The 26426-nt window shown below is 72.4% G+C and carries 28 protein-coding genes and 1 pseudogene; 14 read left to right on the top strand and 15 right to left on the bottom strand.

What is annotated here, in order from left to right; all coding sequences use genetic code 11:
- Window positions 1–51: 51 nt before the first annotated feature.
- Window positions 52–399: a co-chaperone GroES gene (locus AB0B02_RS13200; RefSeq protein ID WP_281938426.1), complete on the bottom strand. Its 348-nt coding sequence runs from the start codon at window positions 397–399 to the stop codon at window positions 52–54.
- A gap of 173 nt (window positions 400–572) precedes the next feature.
- Here AB0B02_RS13200 and AB0B02_RS13205 point away from each other — a divergent pair, with 173 nt between their 5' ends.
- Complete coding sequence (locus tag AB0B02_RS13205) at window positions 573–1853, top strand: AI-2E family transporter (RefSeq protein WP_281938623.1); 1281 nt, start codon at window positions 573–575, stop codon at window positions 1851–1853.
- A gap of 52 nt (window positions 1854–1905) precedes the next feature.
- On the opposite strand, the gene AB0B02_RS13210 is transcribed toward AB0B02_RS13205, so the two are convergent.
- Window positions 1906–4038, bottom strand: a complete 2133-nt coding sequence (locus tag AB0B02_RS13210; protein WP_357300066.1) for an ATP-dependent DNA helicase — start codon at window positions 4036–4038, stop codon at window positions 1906–1908.
- 124 nt (window positions 4039–4162) lie between these two features.
- On the opposite strand from AB0B02_RS13210, the gene AB0B02_RS13215 reads away from it, so the two are divergent.
- The 4 genes from AB0B02_RS13215 (at window position 4163) to AB0B02_RS13230 (ending at window position 7727) form a co-directional block, all read left to right on the top strand.
- Window positions 4163–4669 (top strand): DUF402 domain-containing protein, encoded by a 507-nt coding sequence (locus tag AB0B02_RS13215; RefSeq protein WP_281938423.1) that lies wholly within the window; start codon window positions 4163–4165, stop codon window positions 4667–4669.
- 321 nt (window positions 4670–4990) lie between these two features.
- Complete coding sequence (locus AB0B02_RS13220) at window positions 4991–5956, top strand: PPK2 family polyphosphate kinase (protein WP_281938422.1); 966 nt, start codon at window positions 4991–4993, stop codon at window positions 5954–5956.
- Window positions 5957–6091: 135 nt separating this feature from the next.
- On the top strand, window positions 6092–6718 hold the full coding sequence (locus AB0B02_RS13225; protein ID WP_089157475.1) for a DUF47 family protein: 627 nt from the start codon (window positions 6092–6094) through the stop codon (window positions 6716–6718).
- Between the two features lie 4 nt (window positions 6719–6722).
- Complete coding sequence (locus AB0B02_RS13230) at window positions 6723–7727, top strand: inorganic phosphate transporter (RefSeq protein WP_281938419.1); 1005 nt, start codon at window positions 6723–6725, stop codon at window positions 7725–7727.
- A gap of 51 nt (window positions 7728–7778) precedes the next feature.
- Here the strand turns inward: AB0B02_RS13230 and AB0B02_RS13235 are convergent, their stop codons facing one another.
- From AB0B02_RS13235 to AB0B02_RS13245, 3 genes and pseudogenes are all read right to left on the bottom strand, one after another.
- Complete coding sequence (locus AB0B02_RS13235) at window positions 7779–8747, bottom strand: Gfo/Idh/MocA family oxidoreductase (protein WP_357300072.1); 969 nt, start codon at window positions 8745–8747, stop codon at window positions 7779–7781.
- Window positions 8748–8806: 59 nt separating this feature from the next.
- Window positions 8807–8998 carry a DUF397 domain-containing protein gene (locus AB0B02_RS13240; RefSeq protein WP_357300074.1) on the bottom strand — a complete coding sequence of 64 codons (192 nt, stop codon included), beginning with the start codon at window positions 8996–8998 and terminating at the stop codon, window positions 8807–8809.
- A pseudogene (locus tag AB0B02_RS13245) lies at window positions 8985–9614 on the bottom strand (DUF5753 domain-containing protein); the annotation flags it as partial. The gene AB0B02_RS13240 and the pseudogene AB0B02_RS13245, both read right to left, overlap by 14 nt.
- 414 nt (window positions 9615–10028) lie before the next feature.
- On the opposite strand from AB0B02_RS13245, the gene AB0B02_RS13250 reads away from it, so the two are divergent.
- Window positions 10029–10856, top strand: a complete 828-nt coding sequence (locus AB0B02_RS13250) for an NUDIX hydrolase (RefSeq protein ID WP_357300078.1) — start codon at window positions 10029–10031, stop codon at window positions 10854–10856.
- Window positions 10857–10921: 65 nt separating this feature from the next.
- Here AB0B02_RS13250 and pstB read toward each other — a convergent pair whose 3' ends face one another.
- The 7 genes from pstB to AB0B02_RS13285 form a co-directional block, all read right to left on the bottom strand.
- The gene (gene pstB, locus AB0B02_RS13255; protein ID WP_281938412.1) at window positions 10922–11698 is read right to left on the bottom strand and encodes a phosphate ABC transporter ATP-binding protein PstB; all 777 of its coding nucleotides are present in this window, start codon (window positions 11696–11698) and stop codon (window positions 10922–10924) included.
- A gap of 20 nt (window positions 11699–11718) precedes the next feature.
- Window positions 11719–12807: a phosphate ABC transporter permease PstA gene (pstA, locus tag AB0B02_RS13260; RefSeq protein ID WP_281938410.1), complete on the bottom strand. Its 1089-nt coding sequence runs from the start codon at window positions 12805–12807 to the stop codon at window positions 11719–11721.
- Entirely contained in the window at window positions 12807–13892 is a 1086-nt protein-coding gene (gene pstC / locus AB0B02_RS13265; protein ID WP_281938409.1) for a phosphate ABC transporter permease subunit PstC, read from the bottom strand. Before pstC ends, pstA begins: the two co-directional genes overlap by 1 nt.
- A gap of 41 nt (window positions 13893–13933) precedes the next feature.
- Complete coding sequence (pstS, locus tag AB0B02_RS13270; RefSeq protein ID WP_281938408.1) at window positions 13934–15037, bottom strand: phosphate ABC transporter substrate-binding protein PstS; 1104 nt, start codon at window positions 15035–15037, stop codon at window positions 13934–13936.
- A gap of 291 nt (window positions 15038–15328) precedes the next feature.
- The gene (gene mshD, locus AB0B02_RS13275; protein WP_281938622.1) at window positions 15329–16207 is read right to left on the bottom strand and encodes a mycothiol synthase; all 879 of its coding nucleotides are present in this window, start codon (window positions 16205–16207) and stop codon (window positions 15329–15331) included.
- 145 nt (window positions 16208–16352) lie between these two features.
- On the bottom strand, window positions 16353–17183 hold the full coding sequence (locus AB0B02_RS13280) for a polysaccharide deacetylase family protein (RefSeq protein ID WP_281938407.1): 831 nt from the start codon (window positions 17181–17183) through the stop codon (window positions 16353–16355).
- Window positions 17184–17324: 141 nt separating this feature from the next.
- Complete coding sequence (locus AB0B02_RS13285; RefSeq protein ID WP_199199901.1) at window positions 17325–18044, bottom strand: response regulator transcription factor; 720 nt, start codon at window positions 18042–18044, stop codon at window positions 17325–17327.
- 244 nt (window positions 18045–18288) lie between these two features.
- Between AB0B02_RS13285 and AB0B02_RS13290 the strand changes: the two genes are divergently transcribed.
- The 6 genes from AB0B02_RS13290 (at window position 18289) to AB0B02_RS13315 (ending at window position 22804) form a co-directional block, all read left to right on the top strand.
- Window positions 18289–19341: a hypothetical protein gene (locus AB0B02_RS13290; RefSeq protein WP_357300084.1), complete on the top strand. Its 1053-nt coding sequence runs from the start codon at window positions 18289–18291 to the stop codon at window positions 19339–19341.
- A gap of 82 nt (window positions 19342–19423) precedes the next feature.
- A complete protein-coding gene (locus AB0B02_RS13295) occupies window positions 19424–20206 on the top strand; it encodes a DUF2993 domain-containing protein (RefSeq protein WP_357300087.1) in 783 nt (260 codons plus the stop codon).
- A 60-nt stretch (window positions 20207–20266) separates the two neighbouring features.
- Entirely contained in the window at window positions 20267–20344 is a 78-nt protein-coding gene (locus AB0B02_RS13300) for an Ms5788A family Cys-rich leader peptide (protein WP_310503780.1), read from the top strand.
- A gap of 194 nt (window positions 20345–20538) precedes the next feature.
- Window positions 20539–21387: a sulfurtransferase gene (locus AB0B02_RS13305; RefSeq protein WP_281938401.1), complete on the top strand. Its 849-nt coding sequence runs from the start codon at window positions 20539–20541 to the stop codon at window positions 21385–21387.
- A gap of 1 nt (window position 21388) precedes the next feature.
- Window positions 21389–21721 (top strand): DUF1416 domain-containing protein, encoded by a 333-nt coding sequence (locus AB0B02_RS13310; protein WP_281938399.1) that lies wholly within the window; start codon window positions 21389–21391, stop codon window positions 21719–21721.
- 219 nt (window positions 21722–21940) lie between these two features.
- Window positions 21941–22804, top strand: coding sequence for a hypothetical protein (locus tag AB0B02_RS13315; protein ID WP_281938397.1), 864 nt, complete (start codon window positions 21941–21943; stop codon window positions 22802–22804).
- Window positions 22805–22813: 9 nt separating this feature from the next.
- Here the strand turns inward: AB0B02_RS13315 and AB0B02_RS13320 are convergent, their stop codons facing one another.
- The 3 genes from AB0B02_RS13320 to AB0B02_RS13330 form a co-directional block, all read right to left on the bottom strand.
- Window positions 22814–24868 (bottom strand): glycogen debranching N-terminal domain-containing protein, encoded by a 2055-nt coding sequence (locus AB0B02_RS13320; protein ID WP_357300092.1) that lies wholly within the window; start codon window positions 24866–24868, stop codon window positions 22814–22816.
- Complete coding sequence (locus AB0B02_RS13325; RefSeq protein ID WP_281938393.1) at window positions 24865–25251, bottom strand: SCP2 sterol-binding domain-containing protein; 387 nt, start codon at window positions 25249–25251, stop codon at window positions 24865–24867. Before AB0B02_RS13325 ends, AB0B02_RS13320 begins: the two co-directional genes overlap by 4 nt.
- A 77-nt stretch (window positions 25252–25328) precedes the next feature.
- On the bottom strand, window positions 25329–25703 hold the full coding sequence (locus AB0B02_RS13330; RefSeq protein ID WP_357300095.1) for a DsrE family protein: 375 nt from the start codon (window positions 25701–25703) through the stop codon (window positions 25329–25331).
- Between the two features lie 12 nt (window positions 25704–25715).
- Here AB0B02_RS13330 and mtfM point away from each other — a divergent pair, with 12 nt between their 5' ends.
- Window positions 25716–25820 carry a small membrane protein MtfM gene (gene mtfM, locus AB0B02_RS13335; RefSeq protein ID WP_013288813.1) on the top strand — a complete coding sequence of 35 codons (105 nt, stop codon included), beginning with the start codon at window positions 25716–25718 and terminating at the stop codon, window positions 25818–25820.
- Between the two features lie 4 nt (window positions 25821–25824).
- The gene (locus tag AB0B02_RS13340) at window positions 25825–26412 is read left to right on the top strand and encodes an FABP family protein (protein WP_357300099.1); all 588 of its coding nucleotides are present in this window, start codon (window positions 25825–25827) and stop codon (window positions 26410–26412) included.
- Window positions 26413–26426 lie beyond the last annotated feature (14 nt).

The following is a 26426-nucleotide window of genomic DNA, read 5'->3' on the forward strand; positions in this document are numbered from 1 at the left end:
CTGGGCTTCCCGCCGGGCAGCGCCGCAAACGGCGCCGGGGGAGGGCTGGAACTAGAGGTAGAGCCCGGTGGAGCCGGTCGCGCTCTCCTCCACCCGTTCCGCCGCCACCGCGTGCACGTCGCGCTCGCGCAGCAGCACGTACGCCCGGCCGTGCAGCTCGACCTCGGAGCGGTCGTCCGGGTCGAAGAGCACCCGGTCCCCGGACACGATCGAGCGCACGTGTGGCCCCACGCCTACCGCCGTGGCCCAGGCGAGCCGCTTGCCGACCGCCGCGGTCGCCGGGATCACGATGCCGGCGGTGGAGCGGCGTTCCCCCTCACCACCCTCGGTACGCACCAGCACGCGATCGTGCAGCAGGCGGATGGGCAGCCCGGCGTCGAGACTCTGGTCGGCGGTCACACGCCAGACGCTACCGCGTGCCGATCGACCGCTTCCGTCGTGGTTGCCGGGAGCGGCGGCGGGGCAATGTGTGGCGGGACCGCCCTAGGGTGGGGCGGTCGGACGTATCCTGTCCCCCCTGTGACGTGGGTGGGTCAACTGTGCGGGAGGTGCGCTTGAGCCGCTTCGAGCGGATGCGCGGACGGCTCCGCCGCGCGTACGAGACAGGCCGTGAGTCGGCCCGGTCCCGCCGGTACGAGGACGACCCGACGCCGGCAGACGCGGGCGTGGCGTCGCCGGCCTCGCCGGGTCCGGTGGCGTCGCCGTCGGCGACCGTGGTGGGTGCCCCGCCGCCGGCCGCGATGCACTCCTCGACGGTCAGCCGGGACGACACCGAGGTGCCGCACGCACTGCGCATCGCCGCCGCCTGGTGCTGGCGGCTGATCGTGATCGGCATCGTCACCTGGGCCCTGCTGAAGATCGTCGGCACGATCAGCATCGTGATCATCCCGTTGACCGTCGCGCTGTTGCTGTCGGCGCTGCTCGCCCCGGCGGTCGGCTGGCTGCTGAAGGCGCGGTTCCCCCGCTCGCTGGCGACCGGCGTGGTGCTGGTCGGCGGCCTGGCCGCGGTGATCGGCACGCTCACCCTGGTGGTCAACGAGTTCATCCAGGGCGTGCCGGAGCTGAGCGAGAAGTCCTCGCAGGGCGTCCGGCAGATCCAGGACTGGCTCAAGACCGGGCCGCTGCACCTGTCCGACAGCCAGCTCGACCGCTACATCAACGAGGCGCAGGCCTGGATCAACGGCAACACCGAGCGGTTCACCAGCGGCGCGCTCAGCACCGCCGCGACGCTCGCCGAGGTGCTCACCGGCACCGTCCTGGTGCTCTTCGCGACGTTCTTCTTCCTCCGCGACGGCAACAACATCTGGCGGTTCCTGGTCCGGCTGCTGCCGGTGGCCGCGCGCTGGAAGGTCGACGACGCCGGGCGCGCGTCCTGGGCGACGCTGGGCGCGTACGTGCGGGCCACCGTGCTTGTCGCGTTCATCGACGCCGTGGGCATCGGCATCTTCCTGGTCATCTTCGACATCCCGTTCGCGTTCCCGCTGGCCGCGCTGGTCTTCCTGGGCGCGTTCATCCCGATCGTCGGCGCGTTCCTGTCCGGCGTGGTGGCCGTGCTGGTCGCGCTGGTCGACAGCGGCCCGGTGACCGCCCTGATCATCCTGGGCGTGGTGGTCGGCGTGCAGCAGATCGAGGGCCACGTGCTCCAGCCGCTGATCATGGGCCGCGCGGTGGCCATCCACCCGCTCGCCGTGATCATCGGCATCGCCGCCGGGGTCGTGCTGGCCGGCATCGCCGGCGCGCTGGTCTCGGTGCCGCTGATCGCCGTGCTCAACACCGCGGTCCGCCGGCTCGCCGCGCGTACCGTGCCGGACACCCCGCCGGACGCCGTGGTGGTCGCCTCCCAGGCGCCCTGACCCGGCCCGATCCGACGACGCCCGCGTCACCCCGCCCGGGGAGGCGCGGGCGTCAGCTCTTGGCCAGCCGTTCCAGCGCGCCCCGGGCCACCTCGGGGCGGGTCGTGTACCAGAACGGGGGCAGCGACCGGCGCAGGAACGGGCCGTAGCCGCGTGCCGTCTCCAGCCGCGAGTCGAGGACCGCCACCACACCCCGGTCGCCGGTGGCCCGGATCAGCCGACCCACGCCCTGCGCCAGCCGGACCGCCGCGATCGGCACGCTGACCGCCGCGAACCCGGAGCCGCCGCCGGCGTCCACCGCCGCCGCCCGGGCCGCGGCGAGCGGCTCGTCGGGCCGGGGGAACGGCAGCCGGTCGATCACCACGAGCTGGCAGGCGTCGCCCGGCACGTCCACCCCCTGCCAGAGCGACATCACCCCGAACAGGCAGCTCTCCCGCTCGTGCCGGAAGCGGCGGACCAGCAGCGGCAACGCCTCCTCGCCCTGGAGCAGCAGGGGCAGGTCGGTCCGCGCGCGGAGCAGCTCCGCCGCCTGCTGCGCGGCCCGCCGGGAGGAGAAGAGCCCGAGGGTACGCCCACCGAGCGCGCCGACCAGCGCCAGCAACTCCTCGCCGGCCGCCGTGGGCAGCCCGGAGACGCTGGGGCGGGGCAGGTGCGCGGCCACGTAGAGGATGCCCTGCCGGGCGTAGTCGAACGGCGAGCCGACGTCGAGCGACCGCCAGCCCGGGCCCTCGGTGGCCGGTACGGTGCCGATCGCCGCCCGGCTGCCCTCGGTGCTCGCCACCGGCGCCGGGTCGGTGCCGCGGCCGGCGGCGGCAGCGGTGGCCGCCGCGGCGGCGGCCGGCGACGGCGGGGCCGGTGGCGGCGCGTCCAGCCCGAGCGCCCGGGCCACCGTGTCGAAGCGCCCGCCCAGCGCCAGCGTGGCCGAGGTGGCGACCACGGTGCGTTCGTCGTAGAGGTGGGTGGCGAGCGTGCCGGCCACCGACAACGGCGCCACCACAAGTGCCCGGCGGCTGCCGTTCTCCGGCTTCTCCACCCAGGCCACGTCGTGGTCGCCCTCCTCCAGCAACCGCTGGGCGGTGGCGGACAGCTCGTCCAGCACCGCCTTGGCCTGCTGTTTGCGGACCGGGTCGGGGTCGTCGGCCTTCACGTCGCCGATCGCCTCCAGCGCGGCCCGGGTCGCCGAGTCGAGCAGCGTGCACGCTTCGCGCAGCGCGGGCGGCAGGCCGGCGGTGAGCCGACCGGCGGGCGCCTCGGCCAGCCCCACGGCCAGCGCGTCGCCGGCCTCGGTGAGCCGGTCGGCGTGGTCGGGGCGCAGCAGCGGCCGGGCGCGGCGGGTGGACCTGTCGATCAGCTCCGGCACCAGCTCGGCCTGGGCCGCCGAGGAGACCCGGTCGGCCAGCTCGTGCGCCTCGTCCACCACGAGCAGCCGGTGTGGGGGCACGATGTGCCGTCCGGCGAGCATGTCCACGGCGAGCAGGCTGTGGTTGGTCACCACCAGGTCGGCCTCCCGGGCGCGGGCCCGAGACGCCTCCGCGAAGCACTCCTGCCCGAACGGGCAGCGGCTCGCGCCGACACACTCCCGGGCCGGCATCGAGACGCTGCGCCAGACCTGGTCGTCGACGCCCGGATCCAGCTCGTCGCGGTCGCCGGTGGCGGTCTCCTCCGCCCAGTCGCGCAGCCGCTGCACCTGCTTGCCCAGCCGGCCCGCCTCGCCGAGCCACTTCGTCCCGCCGGGCCGGGGCGCGTCGAACAGCGCGTCCTCCGGCTCGTCCTCGACGGAGCTGTCCAACCGGGCCAGGCAGAGATAGTGGTGCCGGCCCTTCAGCACGGCGAACGTGGGTCGACGGCCGAGCACCGGCTCGACCGCGTCGGCCAACCGGGGCAGGTCGTGGTCGACGAGCTGGGACTGCAACGCCAGCGTGGCGGTGGAGACCACCACCGGGCCGTCCACGGTCAGCGCCGGCGCCAGGTAGGCCAGGGACTTGCCGGTGCCGGTGCCGGCCTGCACCAGCAGGTGCTCGCCGGAGGCGATGCTGCGCTCGATCGCCTCGGCCATGAGCTGCTGGCCGGGCCGGGTCGCGCCGCCCGGGACCGCGCCGACCGCGGCGGCCAGCAGCTCCGTGCCGCTCGCGCGGCCACTCCGGCGCTTCTTCGGGACGGGGGTGGCGGTGCGGGACGGGCTCACCGTGCGACCGTACCCGCCGGCACCGACGCCGGTCCGGCCGCTCCGGCGGCGTGGCGCGGTGCCGGGTCGCGTCCGGTTACCTGCCGATCGCGTGGCGTGGCCGGAATCGGTTAGGGTGCCAGGCATGCCGAGCGACGTGGTCCGCGTGATCTACCGCAAGTACGACGGCAGCGCCCACCGCGACTACCCGGCCCGTCGGCTCGCCGAGGACGACCTCGGCATCTGGCTCGGCGTGCCGGTCGGCACCGAGTCGGTCTACCACGGCCGGCCGTCGGTCGAGCAGATTCCGTTCGTCCTGCTGGTGCCCCGCAACGCCTGGTGGACGGGCATGTTCAACCCGCCGCCGCGCACCAGCGAGGTCTACTGCGACATCGCCACCCCGGCCCGGTGGGAGGGCGACGAGACGGTCCACCTGGTCGACCTCGACCTGGACGTGGTGCGCCGCCGCGAGACGGGCCTGGTCGAGCTGCGCGACGAGGACGAGTTCGCCGAGCACCGGGCCCGGTGGAACTACCCGGACGACCTGGTCGCCGAGGCGGAGGCGGCGTCCCGCTGGCTGCTCGGCGCGCTCGGCGACGGCACCGAGCCGTTCGCCACCTCGTACCGGAAGTGGTTGGCCCTGGTGGTCTGAGCCGCGCTCACCAGCGCGGCGGCCGGCCGGCGTCCGGCCCCAGCGGGTGCCCGCGTTCCACCCGGACTCCCCCGCGAGATCGCCCACAACTCCATTCGCCGCCCTCGCCCCTGCCCACTTCCTGCAATACGAGATCAATCTTCCGAATAGCAGGATTCGTAGTGGATCTTGGAAGAAATCGGCCCCCATGAGGGCCATTTCGTACCAAGATCTCGCTCCGCGCCGCCCGGCGGCGGGCGAGCGCGGCCGGGGTGGAACCGCAAAGCGGGCGTACCGGACGCGTCGTGCCCATGATCGGGCCGTAAGGGTGAGGATCGGGGGATGACTGGGGTGGTGAGGCCCGAGGACGGGTCGATGCGGGAACTGCTGCGGGTGGGGCCGGGGTCGGTGGACCTGACGGCCGTGGACCCCCGCTCGACGCCGGGGCTGCCGAAGGCGGCCGGTCGCGGTTCGGCGCGCAAGGAATGGGCCCGTGGCCAGGTCGAACTGGTCGGTGCGGAGCTGGCCCGGCAGCAGGAGATGCTGTACGCCGCCGCCCAGGTCACCGCCGGCCCGGGCGGCGCCACCAGCGCCCCCGCGCAGGCCGGGACGCACCTGGGCGACGGTCGGCCGCGCCGGGTGCTGCTGGTGCTCCAGGCCATGGACTGCGGCGGCAAGGACGGCGCGGTGAAGCGGGTGGCCGGCGCGATGAACCCGCTCGGGCTGCACATCCGCTCGTTCGGCCCGCCCACCGAGGAGGAGCTGCGGCACGACTTCCTGTGGCGGATCCGGCGGGCGCTGCCACCCCCGGGCTACGTGGGCGTGTTCAACCGCTCGCACTACGAGGACGTGCTGATCGCCCGGGTGGAGGGGCTGGTCGACGAGGCCACCTGGCGGTCCCGCTACGAGATCATCAACGACTTCGAGCGGGAGCTGACCGAGCAGGCGGTCACCGTGGTCAAGGTCATGCTGCACATCTCCTACGCCGAGCAGGGTGAGCGGCTGATGGAGCGGCTGACCGACCCGACGAAGCACTGGAAGTACAACCCGAGCGATCTGGACACCCGGGCCCGGTGGGACGAGTACCAGGCCGCGTACGCCGAGGCGCTGGAGCGCTGCGGCACGGACGCCGCGCCCTGGTTCGTGGTGCCGGCGGACCGCAAGTGGTACCGCGACTGGGCGCTGGCCCACCTGCTGCGCGAGACGTTCGACGGCTTGGATCTCGGGTATCCGGCTGCCGATTTCGACGTGGAACGGGAGCGTGACCGGTTGCGTGACCAGGGCTTCGAGCGCTCAGGTGAACAGTAGGTGAACGAGCGGTGAATCGGGTCTGACCAGGGGTGGGCCGGTCGATGCCCGGTTCCACCGGGTCCCTAGCATGCCCAGAGCAGGCGCCTTGCCAGGCGACGGCCACCCTTCCACCGACACGACGAGGTCCGTGCTGTGAAGTTTTCCTTCCGTCCCACCGAGGGCGCCTTCTACGAGCTCTTCACCAGGGCCGCGCAGAACCTGGTGAAGGGGACCGACCTGCTCAACGAGCTGGGCCTGCCCGGCGCCGACGTGCAGTCGATCAGCGAGCGGCTGACCGAGGTCGAGCACGACAGCGACCAGATCACGCACGACCTCTACAAGAAGATCAACTCCACCTTCATCACGCCGTTCGACCGGGAGGACATCTACCGGCTGGGCTCGCTGCTCGACGACGTGATGGACCACCTGGAGGCGGTCGGCAACCTGCTCTACCTGTACGGCCTGACCAAGCTCCCGTCGCTCCCGCGCGAGCTGCACGAACTGGTCAACGTGCTCGACCAGCAGGCCAAGCTCACCGCCGAGGCGATGCCCCGGCTGAAGTCGATGAAGGACCTCGAGGACTACTGGATCGAGTGCAACCGGCTGGAGAACGACGGCGACCAGGCGTACCGGATGCTGCTGGTCCGGCTCTTCTCCGGCGAGTACGACGCGCTCACGGTGCTGAAGATGAAGGAGGTCGCCGACGAGCTGGAGGCCGCCTGCGACGCCTTCGAGCACGTCGCCAACACCGTCGAGACCATCGCGGTCAAGGAGTCCTGATCCTGTGAGCCCCGAACTCATCGCCGTACTGGCGGTGATCGCGGTCGCCATGGCGTTCGACTACACGAACGGCTTCCATGACGCGGCCAACGCGATCGCCACCAGCATCTCGACCCGGGCGTTGACACCCCGGATCGCCCTCGGCCTGGCCGCCGTCGGCAACTTCGTCGGCGCGCACTTCGGCGCCGGGGTCGCCAAGACGGTCGGCGACGGCCTGGTCACGCTCCCGACCGGGGTGGAGAGCCTCGGCGTGGTCTTCGCCGGCGTGCTCGGCGCGATCGCCTGGAACCTGATCACCTGGTACTTCGGCCTGCCCTCCTCCTCGTCGCACGCGCTCTTCGGCGGCCTGGTCGGCGCGACCCTGTTCGCCGCCGACGGCATCGTCCAGTGGGGCAACATCGTGGAGAAGGTGCTCCTCCCGATGGTGCTCTCCCCGGTGGTCGGCCTGGTCCTCGGCTTCCTGGTGATGCTGGCGATCATGTGGCTGTTCCGGAAGGGGCAGCCGGGCAAGCTCAACCGCGGCTTCCGCTGGGCGCAGACCGCGTCCGCCGCCGCCATGTCGGTCGGCCACGGCATGCAGGACGCCGCCAAGACCATGGGCATCATCGTGCTGGCGCTCTACACCGGCGGCTTCCAGGAGAGCAAGACGCACATCCCGGGCTGGGTGTTCTGGACCTCCGCGACGATGCTGGCGCTCGGCACGTACGCGGGCGGCTGGCGGATCATCCGGACGCTGGGCCGGAAGATCATCGACCTGGGCCCGGCGGAGGGCTTCGCGGCCGAGACCGTGGCCAGCGCGGTGCTCTACTTCAACGCGCTGGTGCTCAAGGCCCCGATCTCCACCACCCACACGATCACCTCGGCGATCATGGGGGTCGGCGCGACCAAGCGGCTCTCCGCGGTCCGCTGGAACGTGGCCGGCAACATCGTGATCGCGTGGATCATCACGTTCCCGGCGGCGGCGGCCATCGCCTGCCTCGCGTACCTGCTGGTCCGCCCGCTGTTCTAGCGCGAAGGAGGGGCCCCTTCTTAACGCCTCCGGTAGAGAAGGGGCCCCTCCTTACGCGTAGGAGACGCCGATCCGGGCCTTGATGTCGTCGAGCAGAGTCATGATCTCCAGCGTGGTGGTGTGCGGCACCAGCGGGCTCTCGGTCAGCCCGGCCGCCAGGCAGCGTCCCACCTCGATCGCCTCGTACTGGTAGCCGCCACCGGTCAGGTCCGCCGGGATCGTCTCCGGCTCGGCGCCGAGCCGGTGCAGCACCGCCGACCCGGGCCGGAAGAACGGCTCCGGCAGATCGATCCGGCCGGTGGTGCCGGTGATCGACGCGGTGATCGCGGTGGCGCCGACCATGCCGCAGCTCAGCGTCGCCACCGCGCCGGAGTCCCAGCCCAGGACCATGCCGGTGTTCTCGTCCACCGCCTCCGGGCTCAGCCGGGCCCACGCCTGCACGTGCTGTGGCACACCGAGCACCAGATGGGCCAGGCTCAGCGGGTAGACGCCGAGGTCCAGCAGCGCGCCGCCGCCGAGCGTACGGGCCCGCATCCGGTGCTCCGGCGGGAACGGCCCGGCCACCCCGAAGTCGGCCCGGACGTGGGTGACCTCGCCGATCGCGCCGTCGGAGATCAGCTCCAGCACGCGCAGGATCAGCGGGTTCGTCCGCATCCACATGGCCTCCATGAAGAAGAGCCCGCGGGCGCGCGCCGTCTCCACCAACTCGACGGTGGTGGGCAGGTCCAACGTGCAGGGCTTCTCCACCAGCACCGCCTTGCCGCCGGCCAGGCAGGCGAGCGCCGCCTCGTGGTGCGCGGCGTGCGGCGTGGCCACGTAGATCGCGTCCAGGTCCGGGTCCGCGGCCAGTTCGGCCCAGGAGGCGTACGCCCGCGGCACGTCGAACCGCCGCGCGAACGCCTCGGCGCTCTCCCGGGTACGCGACCCGACCGCCACCAGTTCGGCGTCCGGCACCAGGCGCAGGTCGGTGGCGAAGCAGGCGGCGATGTGTCCGGTGGCCAGGATTCCCCAACGCGTCATGCCTGGAACGCTATCCCGCCCGGCTCGCTCACCGGCAGCATGATCCACCCGTCGGGACGTCAGGCCCGGCCGGCGACCTCCGCGACGAATGCCCGCCACGACGTCGCGGGAAAGACCAGCGCAGGCCCGGTCGGGTCCTTCGAATCGCGTACGCCAACGACGCCGGCAAGGTTGTCGGCGACCTCGACACAGTTGCCGCCGCTCGAACCGCTGCGCCTGGACTTGCGCCAGGTGGCGTTAGTGAGGTCCATGATCGCTGTGCACTTCCTTCATCAGTTCGATGGACGGCCGGCGCGGGAGCGCTTCGTTCCGAACGTTCTCCCACCTCGCGTGAAGAGTATCTAGCCCATCTTCGCCGTCGACCACGATCCCGCCTAGCTGGTTTTCGAGGTGCCCGACCCAATTCCCGTCGCTGACCCGTGCCATGGCGAACGGCCCCGAGAGTCCGATGTGGAGGCCCGCCGCCGCCGGGATCACATGGACGTGAACGTGGGGAAGCTCGGCGACCGCGATCAGATGGGCGACCTGTTCGGCCATGATGCCGGCGTGCTCTTCGCTCCCGCGACGAAGCGCGGTCTCGTCGAGGACGGCCACCACCTGAGGTGGCGTCTCGCCGGTCAGGATCTTGTGACGGCTCATGCGGGCGCTCACCTGTTGGTCGACCTCGGCCGCAGACATGAGGTCGTTCAGGCGCATCACCACGTGAGCGTAGTTCTCGGTCTGCAGGAGGCCCGGGATCAGAAGCGGCTCGAAGAGCCGAAGCTGCCGCGCGCTCCGCTCTGCGTCGAGCCAGGGCAGGAACCACGAAGGCGCACCGAGCTTCGCCACCAGGCGCTCAAACATTCCGCCGTTCCCGAATGCCCGATCCGCCGCCGTCGGACCCCGATCCGCCGCACGCCGGTCCGGGTGGGTGGCTGATGGTCCGTCTGCCGGGCGTGCGGGGGGCCGTGCTCCACGGTCCCCCGGTCACCGGTGTCGAACACGGAGCGTCAGGGTTGCGTAGCGTGATGGCTGTCGACCCTAGTGGTGTGGGGCCGATGTGCATGGAAGACTCATACCGGACATAACCCTCCCTCTGTGCCCCGGTGTCGGTGGTCCCCTCCGCCGCCTTTGCTCTGCAGCCGTCGACGCAGCGGTCACTGCCGGTCGCTGATGCGCGATTGGCTGCAGAGCAAAGGCGGCGAGCGATGTGGTGGGCGGGGGAGAAGCCGTCACTTAGCGCGACGACGAGGGCGGGAGCCGACCCGGTCGAGCTGCCGGACCGGGAACTAGGCTCGGCGCATGACGATCGACGGCTTCGCCGCACCCCCCGCCCTGGTGGAGCACGCCCGCCGGTTCCATGCCGAGGGTGGCGAGCCCGCGGTGCCCCGGGTCGCGGCCACCGTGCTGCTGCTGCGCCCGGCCGGCGACGACTTCGAGGTCTACCTGATCCGGCGGGTGGCGGCGATGACGTTCGGCGGGATGTACGCGTTTCCCGGTGGCGGGGTGGACCGGTCCGACTCGGAGGCGCACCTCGGCTGGGCCGGGCCGACACCGGCGGCCTGGGGTGAGCGGTTCCGGCTCGACCCGGCGGACGCGCAGGCGGTGGTCTGCGCCGCCGCCCGCGAGGTCTTCGAGGAGGCGGGCGTGCTGCTGGCCGGCCCGGATGAGGCGACCGTGGTCGGTGACGTCAGCGGCGACGACTGGGAGGCCGCCCGGCAGGACCTGGTGGGTCGGCGTACCGGCTTCGCCGACCTGCTGGCCGGGCGCGGGCTCACGCTCCGGTCGGACCTGCTGCTGCCGTGGACCCGGTGGATCACGCCGGAGTTCGAGCCGCGCCGCTTCGACACGTACTTCTTCGTCGCCCTGCTGCCCGAGGGGCAGCGGACCCGGGACGTCTCCGGCGAGGCCGACCACACGCTGTGGCTCCGCCCGGCGGACGCGCTGGCCCGGGCGGAGGCGGGCGAGCTGACCATGCTGCCGCCGACCATGGTCACGCTCGGCGAGATCGCCGCCGCCGGCGACCTCGCGGGCGTGGCGCGCGCCGCGGCGCAACGCGACCCGGGTACGCCGATCGTGCCGCACATCGAGGGCCTGGACGGCGCCGAGCCGCGCTTCGTGTTGCGCTGAGCGTGGTTGTTGAGCGGGGCCCCTTCCTATGCGCAATGCGTTAACAGGGGGCCCCGCCTTGCACCTCAGCCGAAGCGGCCGGTGATGTAGTCCTCGGTCTTCTTCTGGGTGGGGTTGCTGAAGATCTTCTGGGTGTTGTCGTACTCGATCAGGCGGCCCGGGTCGCCGGTCTTCTCGATCGAGAAGAACGCGGTGCGGTCCGACACCCGCGCGGCCTGCTGCATGTTGTGCGTGACGATGATGATGGTGAACTTGTCCTTGAGCTGGAACATCAGGTCCTCGATGGCCAGCGTGGAGATCGGGTCCAGCGCCGAGCACGGCTCGTCCATCAGCACCACCTGCGGCTCGACCGCGATGGTCCGGGCGATGCAGAGCCGCTGCTGCTGGCCGCCGGAGAGGCCGGCGCCGGGCTTGCCCAACCGGTCCTTCACCTCGTCCCAGAGGTTGGCCGAGCGGAGCGCCCTCTCGGCCGCCTCCTCCAGGATCGACTTGCGGCGTACGCCGTTGAGCTTCAGCCCGGCCACCACGTTCTCGAAGATGCTCATGGTGGGGAACGGGTTCGGCCGCTGGAAGACCATGCCGATCATCCGGCGGACCGCGGTGACGTCCACGTCGCGGTCGTAGACGTCCTGCCCGTCGATGGTCAGGTTGCCCTCGACCCGGGCGCCGGGGAGCACCTCGTGCATCCGGTTGATCGACCGCAGGAACGTCGACTTGCCGCAGCCGGACGGGCCGATCAGGGCGGTCACGGTCTTCGGCTCGACGGTGAGGTTGATGTTCTCGATCGCCTTGAACCCGCCGTAGTAGGCGGTGACGTTCGAGGCTTCGACGCGCTTGGCCATGGTGGCGGTACCTCCGGGGTTCATCGGCCGAGCCGGTTTCGACGGGCCAGCAGCTTCGCCGCGACGGTCAGGACGAGCACCAGCGCGACCAGGGTCAACGCCGCGGTCCACGCCCGCGCCGGCGAGTACTTCGACGCCTCGCCGGCCTGCTGGTAGACGAAGAGGGCCAGCGACGACTGGTTGTTCTCGAACGGGTTGAAGTTGATCGCCGCGCCGCCGCCGGCGACGAGCAGCACCGGCGCGGTCTCGCCGGCGGCCCGCGCGATGGCGAGCATGATGCCGGTGACGATGCCGGGCAGCGCGGTCGGCAGCACGACCCGCAGGATGGTCTTCCACTTCGGCACGCCGAGCGCGTACGCGCCCTCGCGCAGCGGCGCCGGCACCAGCCGGAGCATCTCCTCCGTGGAGCGGACCACGGTGGGCAGCATGAGCACGCTCAACGCCAGCGCGGCGGCGAAGCCGGAGAAGCCCGGCCGGCCGTCGTTGAACCACGGCGAGACGATCAGCACCCAGAACGCCAGCACGAACAGGCCGGTGACGATCGACGGGATGCCGGTCATCACGTCCACGAAGAAGCGGATGGTGAACGCGAACCGGCCGCGGCCGTACTCGACGATGTAGATCGCGCAGAGCACGCCGAGCGGCACGGTGATCAGCGCGGCGATGCCGACCTGCTCCAGCGTGCCGATGATCGCGTGGTAGGCGCCGCCGTTGGCGTCCCGCGCCCCGATGTTGTTCATCGAGGTGCCGAAGAAGTTCGCGTCCAGCCGCTCGGAACCCTTGCTCACCAGCGTCCAGACCACCGACGCCAGCGGCAGCACGGCCAGCACGAACGCGGAGTGGATCAGCGCGCTCCAGGTCCGGTCGCGGGCCGACCGGCGGCCCTCCACCGCGTTCGCCGCGACGAAGAGACCGGCCAGGTAGAGCAGCGCGCCGACCACCACGACCAGGACCGGGCCGCCGATGCCGGCGCCGTAGACGAGGCCCGCCGACAGCAGCAGCGCCGCGACGGCGATGGCGGGCGCGGCGTACGCGGGAAGCCGCCTCGCCCGCAGCGTGGCCGGCTGGGCCGGCGGGCGCGGGCGGTGGGTGGGGAGTGTGGTGGTCATCAGGCAGCCGACTCCGTGAACTCGCGGCGACGGTAGATGATCGCCCGCGCGGTGATGTTGACGATCAGCGTGATCGCGAACAGCACCAGGCCGGAGGCGATCAGCGCGCCGCGGCCGGTGTCGTTCGCCTCGCCGAAGCGGTTGGCGATGTTCGCGGCGATCGAGTTGCCGCCGGCTTCGAGGATGTTGAACGAGATGGCGTACGTCGAGCCGAGCGTCAGCGCGAGCGCGATGGTCTCGCCGAGTGCCCGGCCCAGGCCCAGCATCACCGCGGCGATGACACCCGGCCGGCCGTACGGCAGGACCGCGGTGCGGATCATCTCCCAGCGGGTGGCGCCGAGCGCGAGCGCGGCCTCCTCGTTGGCGGTCGGGGTCTGCCGGAACACCTCGCGGGAGAGCGAGGTGACGATCGGCAGCACCATGATCGCCAGCACCACGGAGCCGAGCAGGATCGAACTGCCGTACGGGCCCTCGCCGAAGATCGGGATCCAGCCGAAGTACTTGTTCAGCCAGACGGAGAGGTCGGCGACCGGGCCGGCGAAGTAGTCCCGGCCCCAGAGGCCGAACACCACGCTCGGCACGGCGGCCAGCAGGTCGATCAGGAAGCCCAGGCTGTTGCCGAGCCGGCGCGGGGCGTAGTGCGACAGGTAGAGGGCGATGCCCAGCGCGACGGGCACGGCCACGAGCAGCGCCAGCAGCGAGCTCAGGACGGTGCCGAAGGCGAGCGCGCCGATGCCGAACTTCGGCGGGTTGTCGTTCGGGAACCAGCCCTCGAAGGTCCAGAACGACTCGGTGTTGGCCCGCAGCGCCGGTACGGCCTTCGCGATCAGGAAGATCGCGATGGCCGCGATGACGATCAGTACGGTGCTGCCGGCGGCCAGGGTCAGGCCACGGAACGCCCGTTCCGCGCCGAAGGCGCGGGCGCGGGGCAGGCCGCCGCCCCCGCCGAGGCCGCCGTCGGGGCGGCCAGGGTTGCCGGAGCGCTCGGCCACACGCGCCGAGGCACCGGCGGGCCGCTCGTGGCTCGTGGCCACGGGGGTCCCGCCGGTGCCGGCGTGCGCCGAGCGCTGAGGGGTGTCACCCATCTGCTCGCTCGTTTCGCGTTGAGGTGGTGTCGATCAGGGCGTCAGGAGAGGCTCTTGACCGCGGCCTCGACCTTGGTGCGGACCTCGTCGGGGAGCGGGGCGTAGCCCAGCTCGACCAGCTCCTGCTGGCCCTCCGCGCTGGCCGCGTGGCCGAGCAGGCCCTTGACCAGCGGGAGCTTGTCGGCGGCGAGGCCCTTGCTGCAGACGATCTCGTAGGTCGCCAGGACGATCGGGTACGCCCCGGCCTCCTTGGTGTTGTAGTCGATCGACATCTTGAGGTCGTTGCCCTGGCCCTCGAACTTGGCCCCGGCGATGGTCTTGCCGGCCGACTCGGCGGTCAGCTCGGTGAACTCACCGGCGCCGTTCTTGACCTTGGCCATCTTCAGGCCGGAGTTCTCGGCGTACGACCACTCGACGTAGCTGATGGTGCCGTCGGTGCTCTTGACCTTGCTGGCCACACCGTCGGACTTGGCCGCGCCGACGCCGCCCGGGGCCTTCCACGCCTTCGAGTTCTCGAAGGTCCAGTCGGACGCGGCGGTCTTGGCGAGGTACTTGGTGAAGTTGTCGGTGGTGCCCGACTCGTCGGAGCGGTGCACCGCCTGGATCGCGGCCGACGGCAGCTTGGCGTCCGGGTTGTCGGCCTTGATCGCCGGGTCGTCCCACTTGGTGACCTTGCCGGCGAAGATCTTGGCCAGGGTGGCCGGGCTGAACTGGAGGTTGTCCGCGCCGCTGACGTTGTAGACGACCGCGACCGGGCCGATCACCATCGGCAGGTTGAGGGCCTGGCCGCCGGCGCACTTGGCGTCGGCCTGCGGCTGCTCCTCCGGCTTGAGCGCGGAGTCGGAGCCGGCGAAGTCGGCGGTGCCGGCGATGAACGCCTGGATGCCGGCGCCGGAGCCGCTCGGCTCGTAGTTGATCGTGGTGCCCGCGCACTTCTGCTGGTACGCCTTGATCCACTCGGCCATGGCGTTCTTCTGCGCGGAGGAGCCCTGCGCGTTCAGCGTGCCCTTGCCGCAGTCGACGGCGGCGGCGGAGCCGGAGGCGGACGCGCCGGCCGGCTCGTTGTTGTCCGAGCCGCAGGCGCTGAGACCGAGAACCGCGGTAAGAGCGAGACAGGCGATGGCGCCGTGCCGCTGGAGCTTCACTTGAGGGGTTTCCCTTCACGTCTTTGGTCAGGTCGCCCGGGGTTGCCGGGGGCCGGCGCTGACCGGCTTGACGTGAAAGTTAGGAGGACCAGGTGGACGGTTCGCCGGTCGGAAGTGAACGCGGGATGAACACGTCCGGCCAGCGAGATGGCCGTCCGCTGAGGTGGGCCTGTCCATTTCGTGAACTCGCGACCTGCTATCGCTTTTAGCGTGATTTATCCGGGCGGCCGTTATCGCGCCGAGCCCCTGGCGTGATGCTCCCGTGACCGCCGCTCGGCGCCCTGTCGGTGCTCAGCCGCGCTGGTAGTTGACGTGCGCGGACCAGCGGGCGAAACCGGTCCGCTCGTAGAGCGAGACGGCGCCGGTGTTGCTCTCGTCGACGTAGAGCATCACCCGGTCCAGCCCGCGCTGCTCGCGCAGGTGGGCCAGGCCGGCGGCGGTGAGTGCCCGGCCGAGCCCGCCCCGGTGCACGGACGGGTCGACGCCGAGCACGTAGACCTCGCCGATCCGGGCCGAGCCGGGCCGCTCGTGCACCTTGGTCCAGTGGAAGCCGAGCAGCCGGCCGGTGGCGGCGTCCACCGCGAGCAGGAAGCCGGCCGGGTCGAACCACGGTTCGGCGAGGCGTACGCGCAGGTCGTCGAGCGTCCACCGACCCTGCTCGGGATGCTGGGCGAACGCCGCGTTGTTGACCGCCAGCCAGTTCTCGTCGTCCTCCCCGGGGCGGAACGCGCGCAGCTCCACACCCTCCGGCAGGGCCGGCGTGGGCACCGCCTCGGTCAGCGGGCGGCGGAGCTGCCAGAGCACCCGGGCCCGGGTGAAGCCGAGGTCGACCGCGAGCGCGGCGGCGGACGGGTGGTCACCGTGCGCCCAGGCGCGCAGCGGCCCGGTGGCGGCGGTCAGTACGCCGCGGGCCAGCGCCCGGCCGGTGCCCCGCCGCCGGTGCGCCGGGTGCACCACCAGCTCCACCCCGACGCCCTCGGCCGGGGCGGTGGTGTCCAGGTGCGCGTACCCGGTCAGGGTGCCGTCGGCGGCGCGGGCGGTGAGGTGCACGGCCGGCGCCGCCGGGTCGCGCAGCCGCAGCAGCACGTGCTCGTCGAGCGGATCGGCGCCGTCGGTGTCGCCGGCCGCGCCTGCCAGCGCCAGCACGTCGGCGACCTCGGCCGAGGTCAGCCGGTCGGTGGAGGTGACAGGGCCGGTCGGGGTCGCTGTCTCGGATACGGGACCGCTGGTCGGCTCGGTGCTGCTCACCCCCGTCACGGTAGCGGCCGGCGGGCGGTCGTTCCCGGTGAGCGGCGACGGCGTGCGGTGGCGCTCGTCACGGGACGCGGGTGGGCAGCGGTTCCAGCTCGTACCGCGCGAGCAGTTCGGGCAGGAGCTGCTGCAACGCCGCGACCGTGCCGGAGCGGTCCCCACCCGCGTCGTGCATGAGCACGATCGCGCCGGGCGCGATCTGCGCGCGGATCCGTGCGGCCACGGTCGCCGCTCCCGGCGCCCGCCAGTCCGACGGGTCGACGCTCCAGTGCAGCGGCGTGAGGCCCAGCTCCGCGCAGGTCGACGCCACCGGGCCGGTCCAGGCGCCGCCCGGCTGGCGGTAGTACGCGATCCGGGCGCCCGGCGCGGCGGCCAGGATCGCGTCGTTGGTGCGGGTCAGGTCCGCCCGGATCGTCTCCGGGGTGCGCCGGCCCAGGTTGACGTCGTGCTTCCAGGAGTGGTTGCACAGCGTGTGCCCCTCGGCCGCGATGGAGCGGACCAGGTCGGGGTAGCTCTCCGCGTTCTCGCCGACGACGCAGAACGTGGCCTTGACGCCGTACTGGCTCAGCAGGGCGAGCACCTGTGGCGTCCACCGGGGGTCGGGGCCGTCGTCGAAGGTCAACGCGACCCGGGACGAGCCGGTGGTGACGTGCGCGCCGTACGGGCCGTCGCCGTCGCCGGTGGCGGCCGGCGCGCTCGCGGTGGCGTCCGGGCTCGGCCGGCCGGTGTCCGGCGGCTGGTCGGCGTAGTGCGGGGCGTTGGCGGAGGTGGTCACGCCGGTGGCGGTCGGATGCCGCTGCGGCACCAGGCTGCGGCCCAGCGCGTACGCCGAGGCCAGCAGCCCGATGAGCACCGCCGTCACCACCGCCACCGCTTTGAGCGTCGAGCCGGACATCAGTGGTACCGGCCGTTCGCCGCCCCCGTGGTCACCGCGCGCACCGTGGCCCCCCTCAACCTGACCAATCCGGCAGTCAGGATATGAGCGGCTCAGTGCTCAAATAGGGCATATAAGGAAAATGTCCCCGGAGGGTGGTGGTCAGACCGGCAGCGGGGCGGGCTCCGACTCCGGCAGCGAGCGCGACGGCGGCACGACGAACTTGTAGCCGACCTGGCGGACCGTGCCGATCATCGACTCGTACTCCGAGCCGAGCTTCGCGCGCAGTCGCCGGACGTGCACGTCGACCGTGCGGGTGCCGCCGAAGTAGTCGTAGCCCCAGACCTCACGCAGCAACTGGTCCCGGGTGAACACCCGCCCCGGGTGCTGGGCGAGGAACTTCAACAGCTCGAACTCCTTGTAGGTCAGGTCGAGCGGCCGGCCCTTCAGCTTGGCGGCGTACGTGTCCGGGTCGATGTTCAGCTCGCCGGCCCGGATCGAGCCGCCGGCGCCCGCCACGGCGTTGTTCAGCCGGCCGACCGCGAGCCGCAGCCGTGCCTCCACCTCGGCCGGGCCGGCTCCGGCGAGGATCACGTCGTCCACGCCCCAGTCGGCGTTCAGCGCGATCAGGCCGGCCTCGGTGACCACCGCGACAAGCGGCACCCCGAGCCCGGTGGCGTGCAGCATGCGACAGGTGGCCCGCGCCTCGCTCAGCTCGGAGCGGGCGTCCACCAGGACGGCGTCCGGCGTCGGGCCGGAGACCAGCGTGCGGACGTCACGGGGTGCGGTGCGCACCGAGTGCGGTAGCAGGTCGAGTGCCGGCAACACCGCCGACGGCTCGCCGGCCCGTGCGGTCACGAGCAGCAGGAGCTCCACGATCACCTCCGTCCCGGCGGCCCTTCGGCCGCGCGACCAGCGGCACGCCCGGGTGGGGGCGGCGCTGTGAACTTGCGTGGGTCCCGGCGTCGCTGACGGGCGGGGTAACGGGTTGAGCGTAACCGATGGTCCGGCCGTCACCTTCGCGCCTTTTCCCGTTTGCCCCTTCTGCCCTCGATCGCGGCGCAGGTTTTAACGTTGCCGAAACCGTGACCTCCGCCGGGCCGCCCGGGTCTGGCACGATCGGGGCGTGTTTCCCTCCACCTCGCGCGACGCCGGTCGTGAACCGTGGGCCGACGACGACCCGTCCTCCGGGCCGTCCGGCCCGGCCCGTGGCTACCCGCCCGCCCCGCGCGCCGGGACGGGTGCGGAGGAGGCGGAGCAGCGGGAGCGGAAGGGCCCCCGTCGGCTCCGCAAGGGCGGCCCGAGCCGGCGCCCCGACGACGCCCCCGACGAGGCGCCCGAGGACGAGGTGCCGCCGGTGGAGTTCCGCCGGCCGCTGGCGCTCACCGTGGCCGGCTTCGCCGCGCTGCTCGGCGTCGGCCTGGTGCTCGGCGCGCAGACCGCCGGCCCGGGCCATCGGCTGCCGTTCGCGGCCATCATCTTCGGCGTCCAACTGCTCTACGTGCTCGCCTGGACGATGGCCATGCGACCGCCCGCGCTGCTGGTCGTCGCGCTGGTCAGCGCCGGCACCGCGGCGATCGCCGACGTCGCCGCCGTACGGGCGGACGTCGCCGGCCTGGCCCCCCTCGGGTACGCCGCGGTGGCCGGCCTCGTGCTCGGCGTGCTGGGCCAGCTCGTCCGCCGGGTGGACCGGGTCCGGGTGACCGACTCGCTGGGCGGCACCCTGCTCATCGTGGTCGGGGTGGTCGCCTTCGCCTCGCTCATCGTGCTCAGCCGGATCCCCAAGGGCACCCAGGCGATCACGGTCTGCCTCACCGCCGCCGGGGTGGCCCTGCTGGTGGCCCGGCTGACCGACGCGGTGGCTCCGTGGCCCCGGCTCGCCCCCCAGGTGCCGCGCGGCGCGGCCGGCGTGGTGGCGGGCGCCATGCTCGGCACGCTTACCAGCGCCGTGCTCGGCAGTTACCTGGTCGGCTTCACCCCGACCAGCGCCGCGCTGGTCGGCGTGGTCACCGCCGCCACCGCCGTGCTGGCCGACCTCGCCGTCGGGTACGCCGAGGCGGGCCGGCTGATGGCGGGGGAGGCGCCGACCATGTGGGCGGCCCGGCACATGCAGGGGCCGCTGGGCGGCTTCGCGCTGGCCGCGCCGGCCGCGTACGCCATGTGCGTGCTCTTCCTCTGAGCGCCCGGTTGCGGGAAGCTCGCCCCGGGTAAGTACGGTTGCGCCGCGAGGCGCGGTGACGGCGGCGAGGACTGGAGGCGGCGTGGCAGAGGCGTACCCGGCGGAGGGCCGGCCCCGTCGCCGGGGTCGGAAGGTGCTGATCGGTTTCCTCGTGCTGCTGTTGGTGCTCGCCGGGTTGCTGGTCGTCGCCGACCGGGTGGCCGCCGGGGTGGCCGAGCGGGCGATCGCCGACCAGGTGCGGCAGGAGGTCGCCAAGCAGGACGCCCAGTCCGCCGCGCCCAAGGTCGAGGTGGGCGGCTTCCCGTTCCTCAACCAGGTGCTCGCCGGAAAGTACGAGCGCATCTCCATCCAGTTGACCGACGTCAAGGGCAGCGTGCAGGGCGACACGGTCGACGTGCCGCGGCTGGACGTGGACGCCCGCGACGTGACCGCGTCGCTGGACACGATCCGCTCCGGCCGGGGCGACGTGGTGGCCGAGCGCGTCGACGGGCGGGGCACCGTCACCTACGACAGCCTGGCCAAGCTGCTGAAGCGGCCCGGCCTGACGCTCGGCGAGCGGGACGGCAAGCTGGCGGTCACCGCCCCGGTGGACATCCTCGGCGTCAAGCTGACCGTCAACGGCACCGCCGCCGTGACGGTGGCCGACGGCAAGGTGGCGCTGCGCTTCAGCGACCTCACCGCCGACGGCCTGCCGAACGTGGCGCTGGCGCGGACGCTGCTGGCCAACTACGCCCGGAGCATCTCGATCGACGTGCCACTGCCGGAGTTGCCCTTCCAGCTCAACGTCCGCAAGGTGGAGCCGAGGCCGGAGGGCCTGGTGGTCACCGCGGACGCCGCGAACGTGCCGATCAACTCCGCCCGCTGACGTCTCGCATGCTGGTCGGCCCGGTGGCACACGCCGGGTCGGCTGGTAGTGTGCCTTCCCATGGGGACCCACCTCACCAAACGGCGCGCGGTCGACCTGTGCCGCGTGGCCACCTGCCTGTGTCGCCCCGTCATCTGACGGCGGGGCTGTCTCCGGCCGCCTAGCGGCCACCGGCACCAAGGGTTTCCTCTCACCCCCCGAACGCCCGGCAGCGGCGCCGTCGCACGTACCCGTGATCCGTTCCTAGCTCAGGGTCCCGCGCGTGGTGCGACTACCACCGGCTTCGATCTCCGCGCGCAGGCTCACCACCCATCCTCACAGGGAGTGATCTGATGAGTCGCGACACCGCACTCGTCTCGGCCGAGTGGGCCGAGAAGAATCTCGACGTCCCGGGCGTCGTCTTCGTCGAGGTCGACGAGGACACCTCGGCCTACGACACCGGCCACATCGCCGGCGCCATCAAGCTCGACTGGAAGACCGACCTCCAGGACCAGGTCCGCCGCGACTTCGTCAACCAGGAGCAGTTCGCGAAGCTGCTCTCCGAGCGGGGCATCGCCAACGACGACACCGTCATCCTCTACGGCGGCAACAACAACTGGTTCGCCGCGTACGCGTACTGGTACTTCAAGCTCTACGGCCACCGCGACGTCAAGCTGCTCGACGGCGGTCGCAAGAAGTGGGAGCTGGACGCCCGTCCGCTGGTCACCGACGCGGTGACCCGCCGGGCCACGCAGTACGTCGCGCAGGCGCCGGACACCTCCATCCGTGCCTTCCGCGACGAGGTGGTCGACGCCATCGGCACCAAGAACCTGGTCGACGTGCGCAGCCCCGACGAGTACGCCGGGCGGCTGCTCGCCCCGGCCCACCTGCCGCAGGAGCAGGCGCAGCGCGCCGGCCACGTGCCGACCGCGATCAGCGTGCCGTGGTCCAAGGCGGCCAACGAGGACGGCACGTTCAAGTCCGACGACGAGCTGCGCAAGATCTACGCCGACGCCGGGCTGGACGACGGCCGGGAGACCATCGCCTACTGCCGGATCGGCGAGCGCTCCTCGCACACCTGGTTCGTGCTCCAGGAGCTGCTCGGGCACCGCAACGTGAAGAACTACGACGGATCCTGGACCGAGTACGGCTCGCTGGTCGGCGTGCCGGTGGCGCTCGGCGACGAGCCCGGGGAGGCCTGACATGACCGCTCCGACCGCTTCCACCGCTGCCGGTTGCGCCGCGCCGGACCAGGCCGCCCCGCTTCCGGCCAGCCTCGACCTGGAGAAGGAAACCGTCATCACCGGGCAGGTGCTGGCCGAGTCCGGCGAGGCGGTGCCGGGCGCGTACGTCCGGCTGCTCGACTCGACAGGCGAGTTCACCGCCGAGGTGGTGACGTCCCCGGCCGGTCAGTTCCGGTTCTTCGCCGCGCCGGGCTCGTGGACGCTGCGGGCGCTCTCCCGGCACGGCAACGGCGACACGGCCGTGACGGCGGCCCGCGGCATCAACGAGGTCACCGTCACCGTGAAGGCGTAAGGAGGGGCCCCCTGTTAACGCCTCCGGTATAGGCGGGGGCCCCGCTTGACCACTCCGCACCACGCGCATCGGCTCGGGCCGGTCGCCCCGCCCAGGGGTGACCGGCCCGAGCCGTGCCGGGGCCGAAAGTGCCCCGGTGGGGCCGTTTCGATCCAAGATCTGAACGTCGGGGTGACCGGTCACGGTCGGCGGGTCGTGGGGGCGTGACACCATGGCCCGGTGAGCGGTGCCGTCCAGCCGGGGTACGCCCCGCCGTCCCGACCCGACCAGCAGGCCCCCGACCGGCCGTCCGGCCGGCGACGGCAACGCTGGCTGCTGGTCGCCACCGTGGTCTGGGCCGTGCTGCTCGCGGGGCTGACCTGGTGGTCGGTGCGCACCGACCCGCCCACCGTCAAGGAGCAGCGTTCGCTGAGTCAGGCCGGTCCGGTGGTGGATCGGGCGATCGGGGAGTTGACCGCCGCGATCGGGTCGGCCGGGGTGCCGGCGCTCCTGCCGGACCGGCTGGAGCGGGGCTGCCGGGTGACGCCGATCGACGCCGGCGCGTCGCTGGAACGCGGCATCGAGGTGGCGACCGCCGACGGTGACGTCCGCGACCTGCTGCGCGGGGTGGCCGACCGCCTGCCGCCGGAGTGGCGGGCGGGCGTCTCGACGTTCGACGGTGAGCCGTTGCTACGCGCCGACGCCGGCGACTTCGTGGCGGTCGAGGGCCGCTCCGGCGGGCCCGGTCGGGTGTTGCTGACCGCCGACACCGGCTGCCGTCCGGTCGGTGACGGCTACCGGGCGCCGGCCGTCGACGCCGCCGCCGAGTCGGCCGCGCTGACCCGCGCGCTGGGCCGCTGGGGCGGCCCGACCGGGGCGGTCCAGGTGCTGGCCGCGCCGTGCCGGGGTGGTGGGACGGCCCGGACCGCCCGGGGCGAGGCCGCCGTGGCGGCCGACCAGCCGCTGGCCGCCGCGTTCGGCGCCGGCGCCGCGCCGGTGGTGGACTCCGCCGACCGGTACGCCCGCCCGGGTGACCCGGCGGTGCTGGCCGAGCGTGTCGACGGGCGGGTCCGGGTGGCGGTCACCAGCCCCTGCCGAGCCTGATCCGGCCGGTCAGTGCCCCCGGTTCTCGTCGTCCTGGGTGCGGCTGCGGCCCAGCGCGTCCACCAGGCCCCACCGGCCCGGGATGTCGAGCAGCTCCACCCGGCCCATCCCCGGCGGCACGGCCGGGTCGATGATCAGGTGTTCGCCCTGCGGCTCCAGCCCGAGCATGACGCGCAGCAGCAGCAGCGGCGTGCCGGCGGACCAGGCCTGCGGGCTGCACGCGGTCGGGTACTCCACCGGGTAGTCGGTGAGGCCGCGCTCGTAGCCGGCGAACGCCTCGGGCAGTCGCCCGTCGAAGTACCGGGACGCGTCCAGCATCGCCTCGCAGATCCGGCCGGCCTCCTCGCGGAAGCCGTACTTCCACAGGCCCCACGCGATGATCGAGTTGTCGAACGGCCACACCGTGCCGACGTGGTAGCCGATCGGGTTGTACCGGCCCTGGTCGTCGGCGAGCGTGCGCACGCCCCAGCCGGAGAAGAGGCGCGGGCCGAGCAGGTGGGCGGCGACCGCCGGCGCCCGGGACTCGTCGACGATGCCGCTCCACAACAGGTGGCCGATGTTCGAGGTGAGCGCGTCCACGTGCCGCCCCTGCGGGTCCAGCGCCAGCGCGTAGTACTCCCGCTCCGGGACCCAGAAGTCGCGGTTGAACCGTTCCTTCAGCGCCGCCGCCTCGCGTTCCAGCCGCTCCGCGTACGCCGGGTCGCCCCACAACTCGCGGGCCATCCGGGCGCCGCGCAGCTTGGCGTCGTACGCGTATCCCTGTAGTTCGCAGGTGGCGCGCGGGAACTCCGGCAGCCGGCCGTCGGAGTAGGAGATGCCGTCCGGGGAGTCCTTCCAGCACTGGTTCGGCAGCCCGCTCTCCGGGTTGCGGGACATGTACCAGACGTAACCGGTGCCGAGCAGGTCTCCGTACGTGTCGAGCCAGTCCAGCGCCGCCCGCGTCTCGTACTCCAGTTGCCGCGCCAGCTTCTCGTCCCCGGTCCACCGCTCGTACTCGTCGAGCAGGATCACGAAGAGCGCGGTGGTGTCGGCCGAGCCGTAGTACGGCGAGTGCGGCTGCTCCTCGAAACCGGCGGTCTCCCCGTAGCGCAGCTCGTGCAGGATCTTGCCGGGTTCCTCGTCGCGGAAGTCGTCGATCCGGCTGCCCTGGAGCCCGGCCAGCATGAGGATGGTCGGCTGGATCAGCTCGGGAAGGAACGGCAGGATCTGGAGCGAGGTGAAGATGCTGTCCCGGCCGAACAGCGTCATGAACCAGGGCAGGCCGGCGGCGACCAGCCGGACGCCGAGCGTGATCGACTCGTACCGGAGTGCGGCCAGGTCGGCGAGGCTGCGCCGGTACGCGCCCGCCAGCGGCTCGCAGTCGCAGCCCAGCGTCGGCGCGCGCTCGATCAGCTCGTGGTGATCGGCCTCGATGGCCGCCACCGAGCGGTGGCCGCCCAGCGGCAGCGTGGCCCGGATGTCCTCGCCCCGGGCCCCGTAGATCATGGTGGCGACGTGCAGTCGGGTGGTCCACTCGCCGTGTGGCCCGATGCGGATGCGGAACGTCATCCCGCCCCGGTCCACCTCGGCCGGGGCGGTGCTGCTGATCCTCGCCTCCCGGTGGAACCCCTGCCGCCGGTAGGTGAGCCGCAGCCCGTCCTCCTCCACGGTGGGCGTGGTGCGGCCCTTCTTCTCCCGCTGGTGCTTGATCTCGAACAGGTCGGCGAAGTCGGAGGCGATGTCGAGCCGGAGGCGGAACTCCTTCTCCTGCCCGGAGTGGTTGAGCAGGGTCAGTTCCTCGTCGAAGCTGCCGCCGATCGAGCGGCTGCGGATCACCGAGACGTCGGCGTCCAGGTAGTGCGTCGGCTCGCCGGGGACCATGAAGAACCGCGTCTTGTACGACAGCGCGTCGTCGATGGAGAGCGCGTGCAGCAGTTGGCCGTCCAGGGAGAGGATCCAGGTGGAGAGGAACCGGGTGTCGAAGGAGAACAACCCGGTGGGAAAGTCGTACGACGGCTCGATGTTGCCGCGCCGGTCGCTGACCAGGAACGTGTTGCCGTCGAGGATGCTGATCCGTTCCTTCACGCCGACCGCCGGGCGTGCTCGCGGGCGGTCTCCCTCGGGTCCCGTACGCCGGGCGGGTCGGGCAGGAAGCGTCGGAGCGCCAGGAACAGCACGACGTGCCCGCCGAACGTGGCCTCGTTGCGCAGCACCGTCGCCATCCCGGCCTCCCGGCCGGTGATCAGCCGCTCAAAGAGTTCGGTGCTGACAGTCAGCACGGCGTCGGGCGGGCGGGGTTCCTCCTGCCGGCTCACCCGGGCCGACCCGGGCGCCAGCGTCACGTACCAGTGTTCGGTGCGGTTGCCGTCGGCCAGGTCGATCCGGAGCGTGCCGCCGATCGGGCTGCGCAGCACGGCGGGGGCGCGCGCCGGCAACGACGCGAAGAACCGTTCGATCGCCTCACTCACATCCGAATGGTAGGCGGGGTCCCGGCATATCGGGTCAGGATCGGCGCACCGGTCAGAATGGACGACCCCGCGCGCGGTCAGTAGACCAGGGCCTGCGCGCCGACGGCGACGGCCTCCTCGACGAAGACCGCCGCTCCCGCGATGCGTACGCCCGGGATCACGTCGTCCGGGCCGATGTCCCGCCGGGCCGCGCACTGGGTGCAGGCGGTCACCCGGCCGGTGGCCAGCACCACGTGCAGCAGTTCGCCCAGCGGCGCCGAGTGCGGCAGCTCGAACGACTCTGCCCGCCCGGGCAGCGCGAACCAGGTCGACTCACCGGTCAGCCAGAGCGACACGTCGACCCCGGCCGCGGCCGCGGTGGCGGCGACGGTGAACGCCTGGGCGCACCGCTCCGGGGCGTCCGCGCCGGCGGTGGCCTTGACGACGAGAGTGCGCGTCATGCCGCCCAGCATAGGATGGCCCGGATGGTTACCGAGATCGGGTTCGTCAGCCTGCTGGTCGCCGGTCTGGGCGCGCTCGCCGGCGGTCTGGTCTACGTCGCAGTCCGGATAGCAAGAGGTAAGTGGTGAAACCGTGAGTGAGAATCCGCTCCAGCCGCCGTGGCTGAACGCGCCGCCGGTCGAGGAGTACCCGTACGAGGAGAGCCACGACCTGCGCGTCGGTCCCAAGCTGCACCCGAGCCTGGACGGGCTGCTGCCGTACATCGGGGTGTGGCGCGGCCGGGGCCGGGGCGGGTTCCCGACGATCGAGGACTTCGACTACGCGCAGGAGATCCGGATCAGCCACGACGGCCGGCCGTTCCTGTTCTACGAGTCCCGGGCGTGGATCCTGGACGAGGAGAGCCGCCCGGTCCGCCCGGCCGGTCGCGAGGTGGGCTGGTGGCGTCCGGTGCTGGACGGCGAGCGGGTCACCGACGAGATCGAGGCGCTGATGAGCGTGCCGACCGGTGTGATGGAGCTGCACATCGGCAAGCGCAAGGGCACCCAGATCGAGTTCGCGAGCGACGCGGTGGTCCGCACGGCCACCGCGAAGGAGGTCACCGCCGGGGCCCGCCTGTTCGGCATCGTGGAGGGCGCCCTGCTCTACGCGCAGGAGATGGCCGCCGTGGGCCACCCCCTGACCCCCCACCTCTCCGCCCGCCTGACCCGAGTAGCCGGCTGACCCCCTTTCCCGGG

Source organism: Micromonospora sp. NPDC049240, assembly GCF_040647835.1.
GTDB lineage: Bacteria > Actinomycetota > Actinomycetes > Mycobacteriales > Micromonosporaceae > Micromonospora.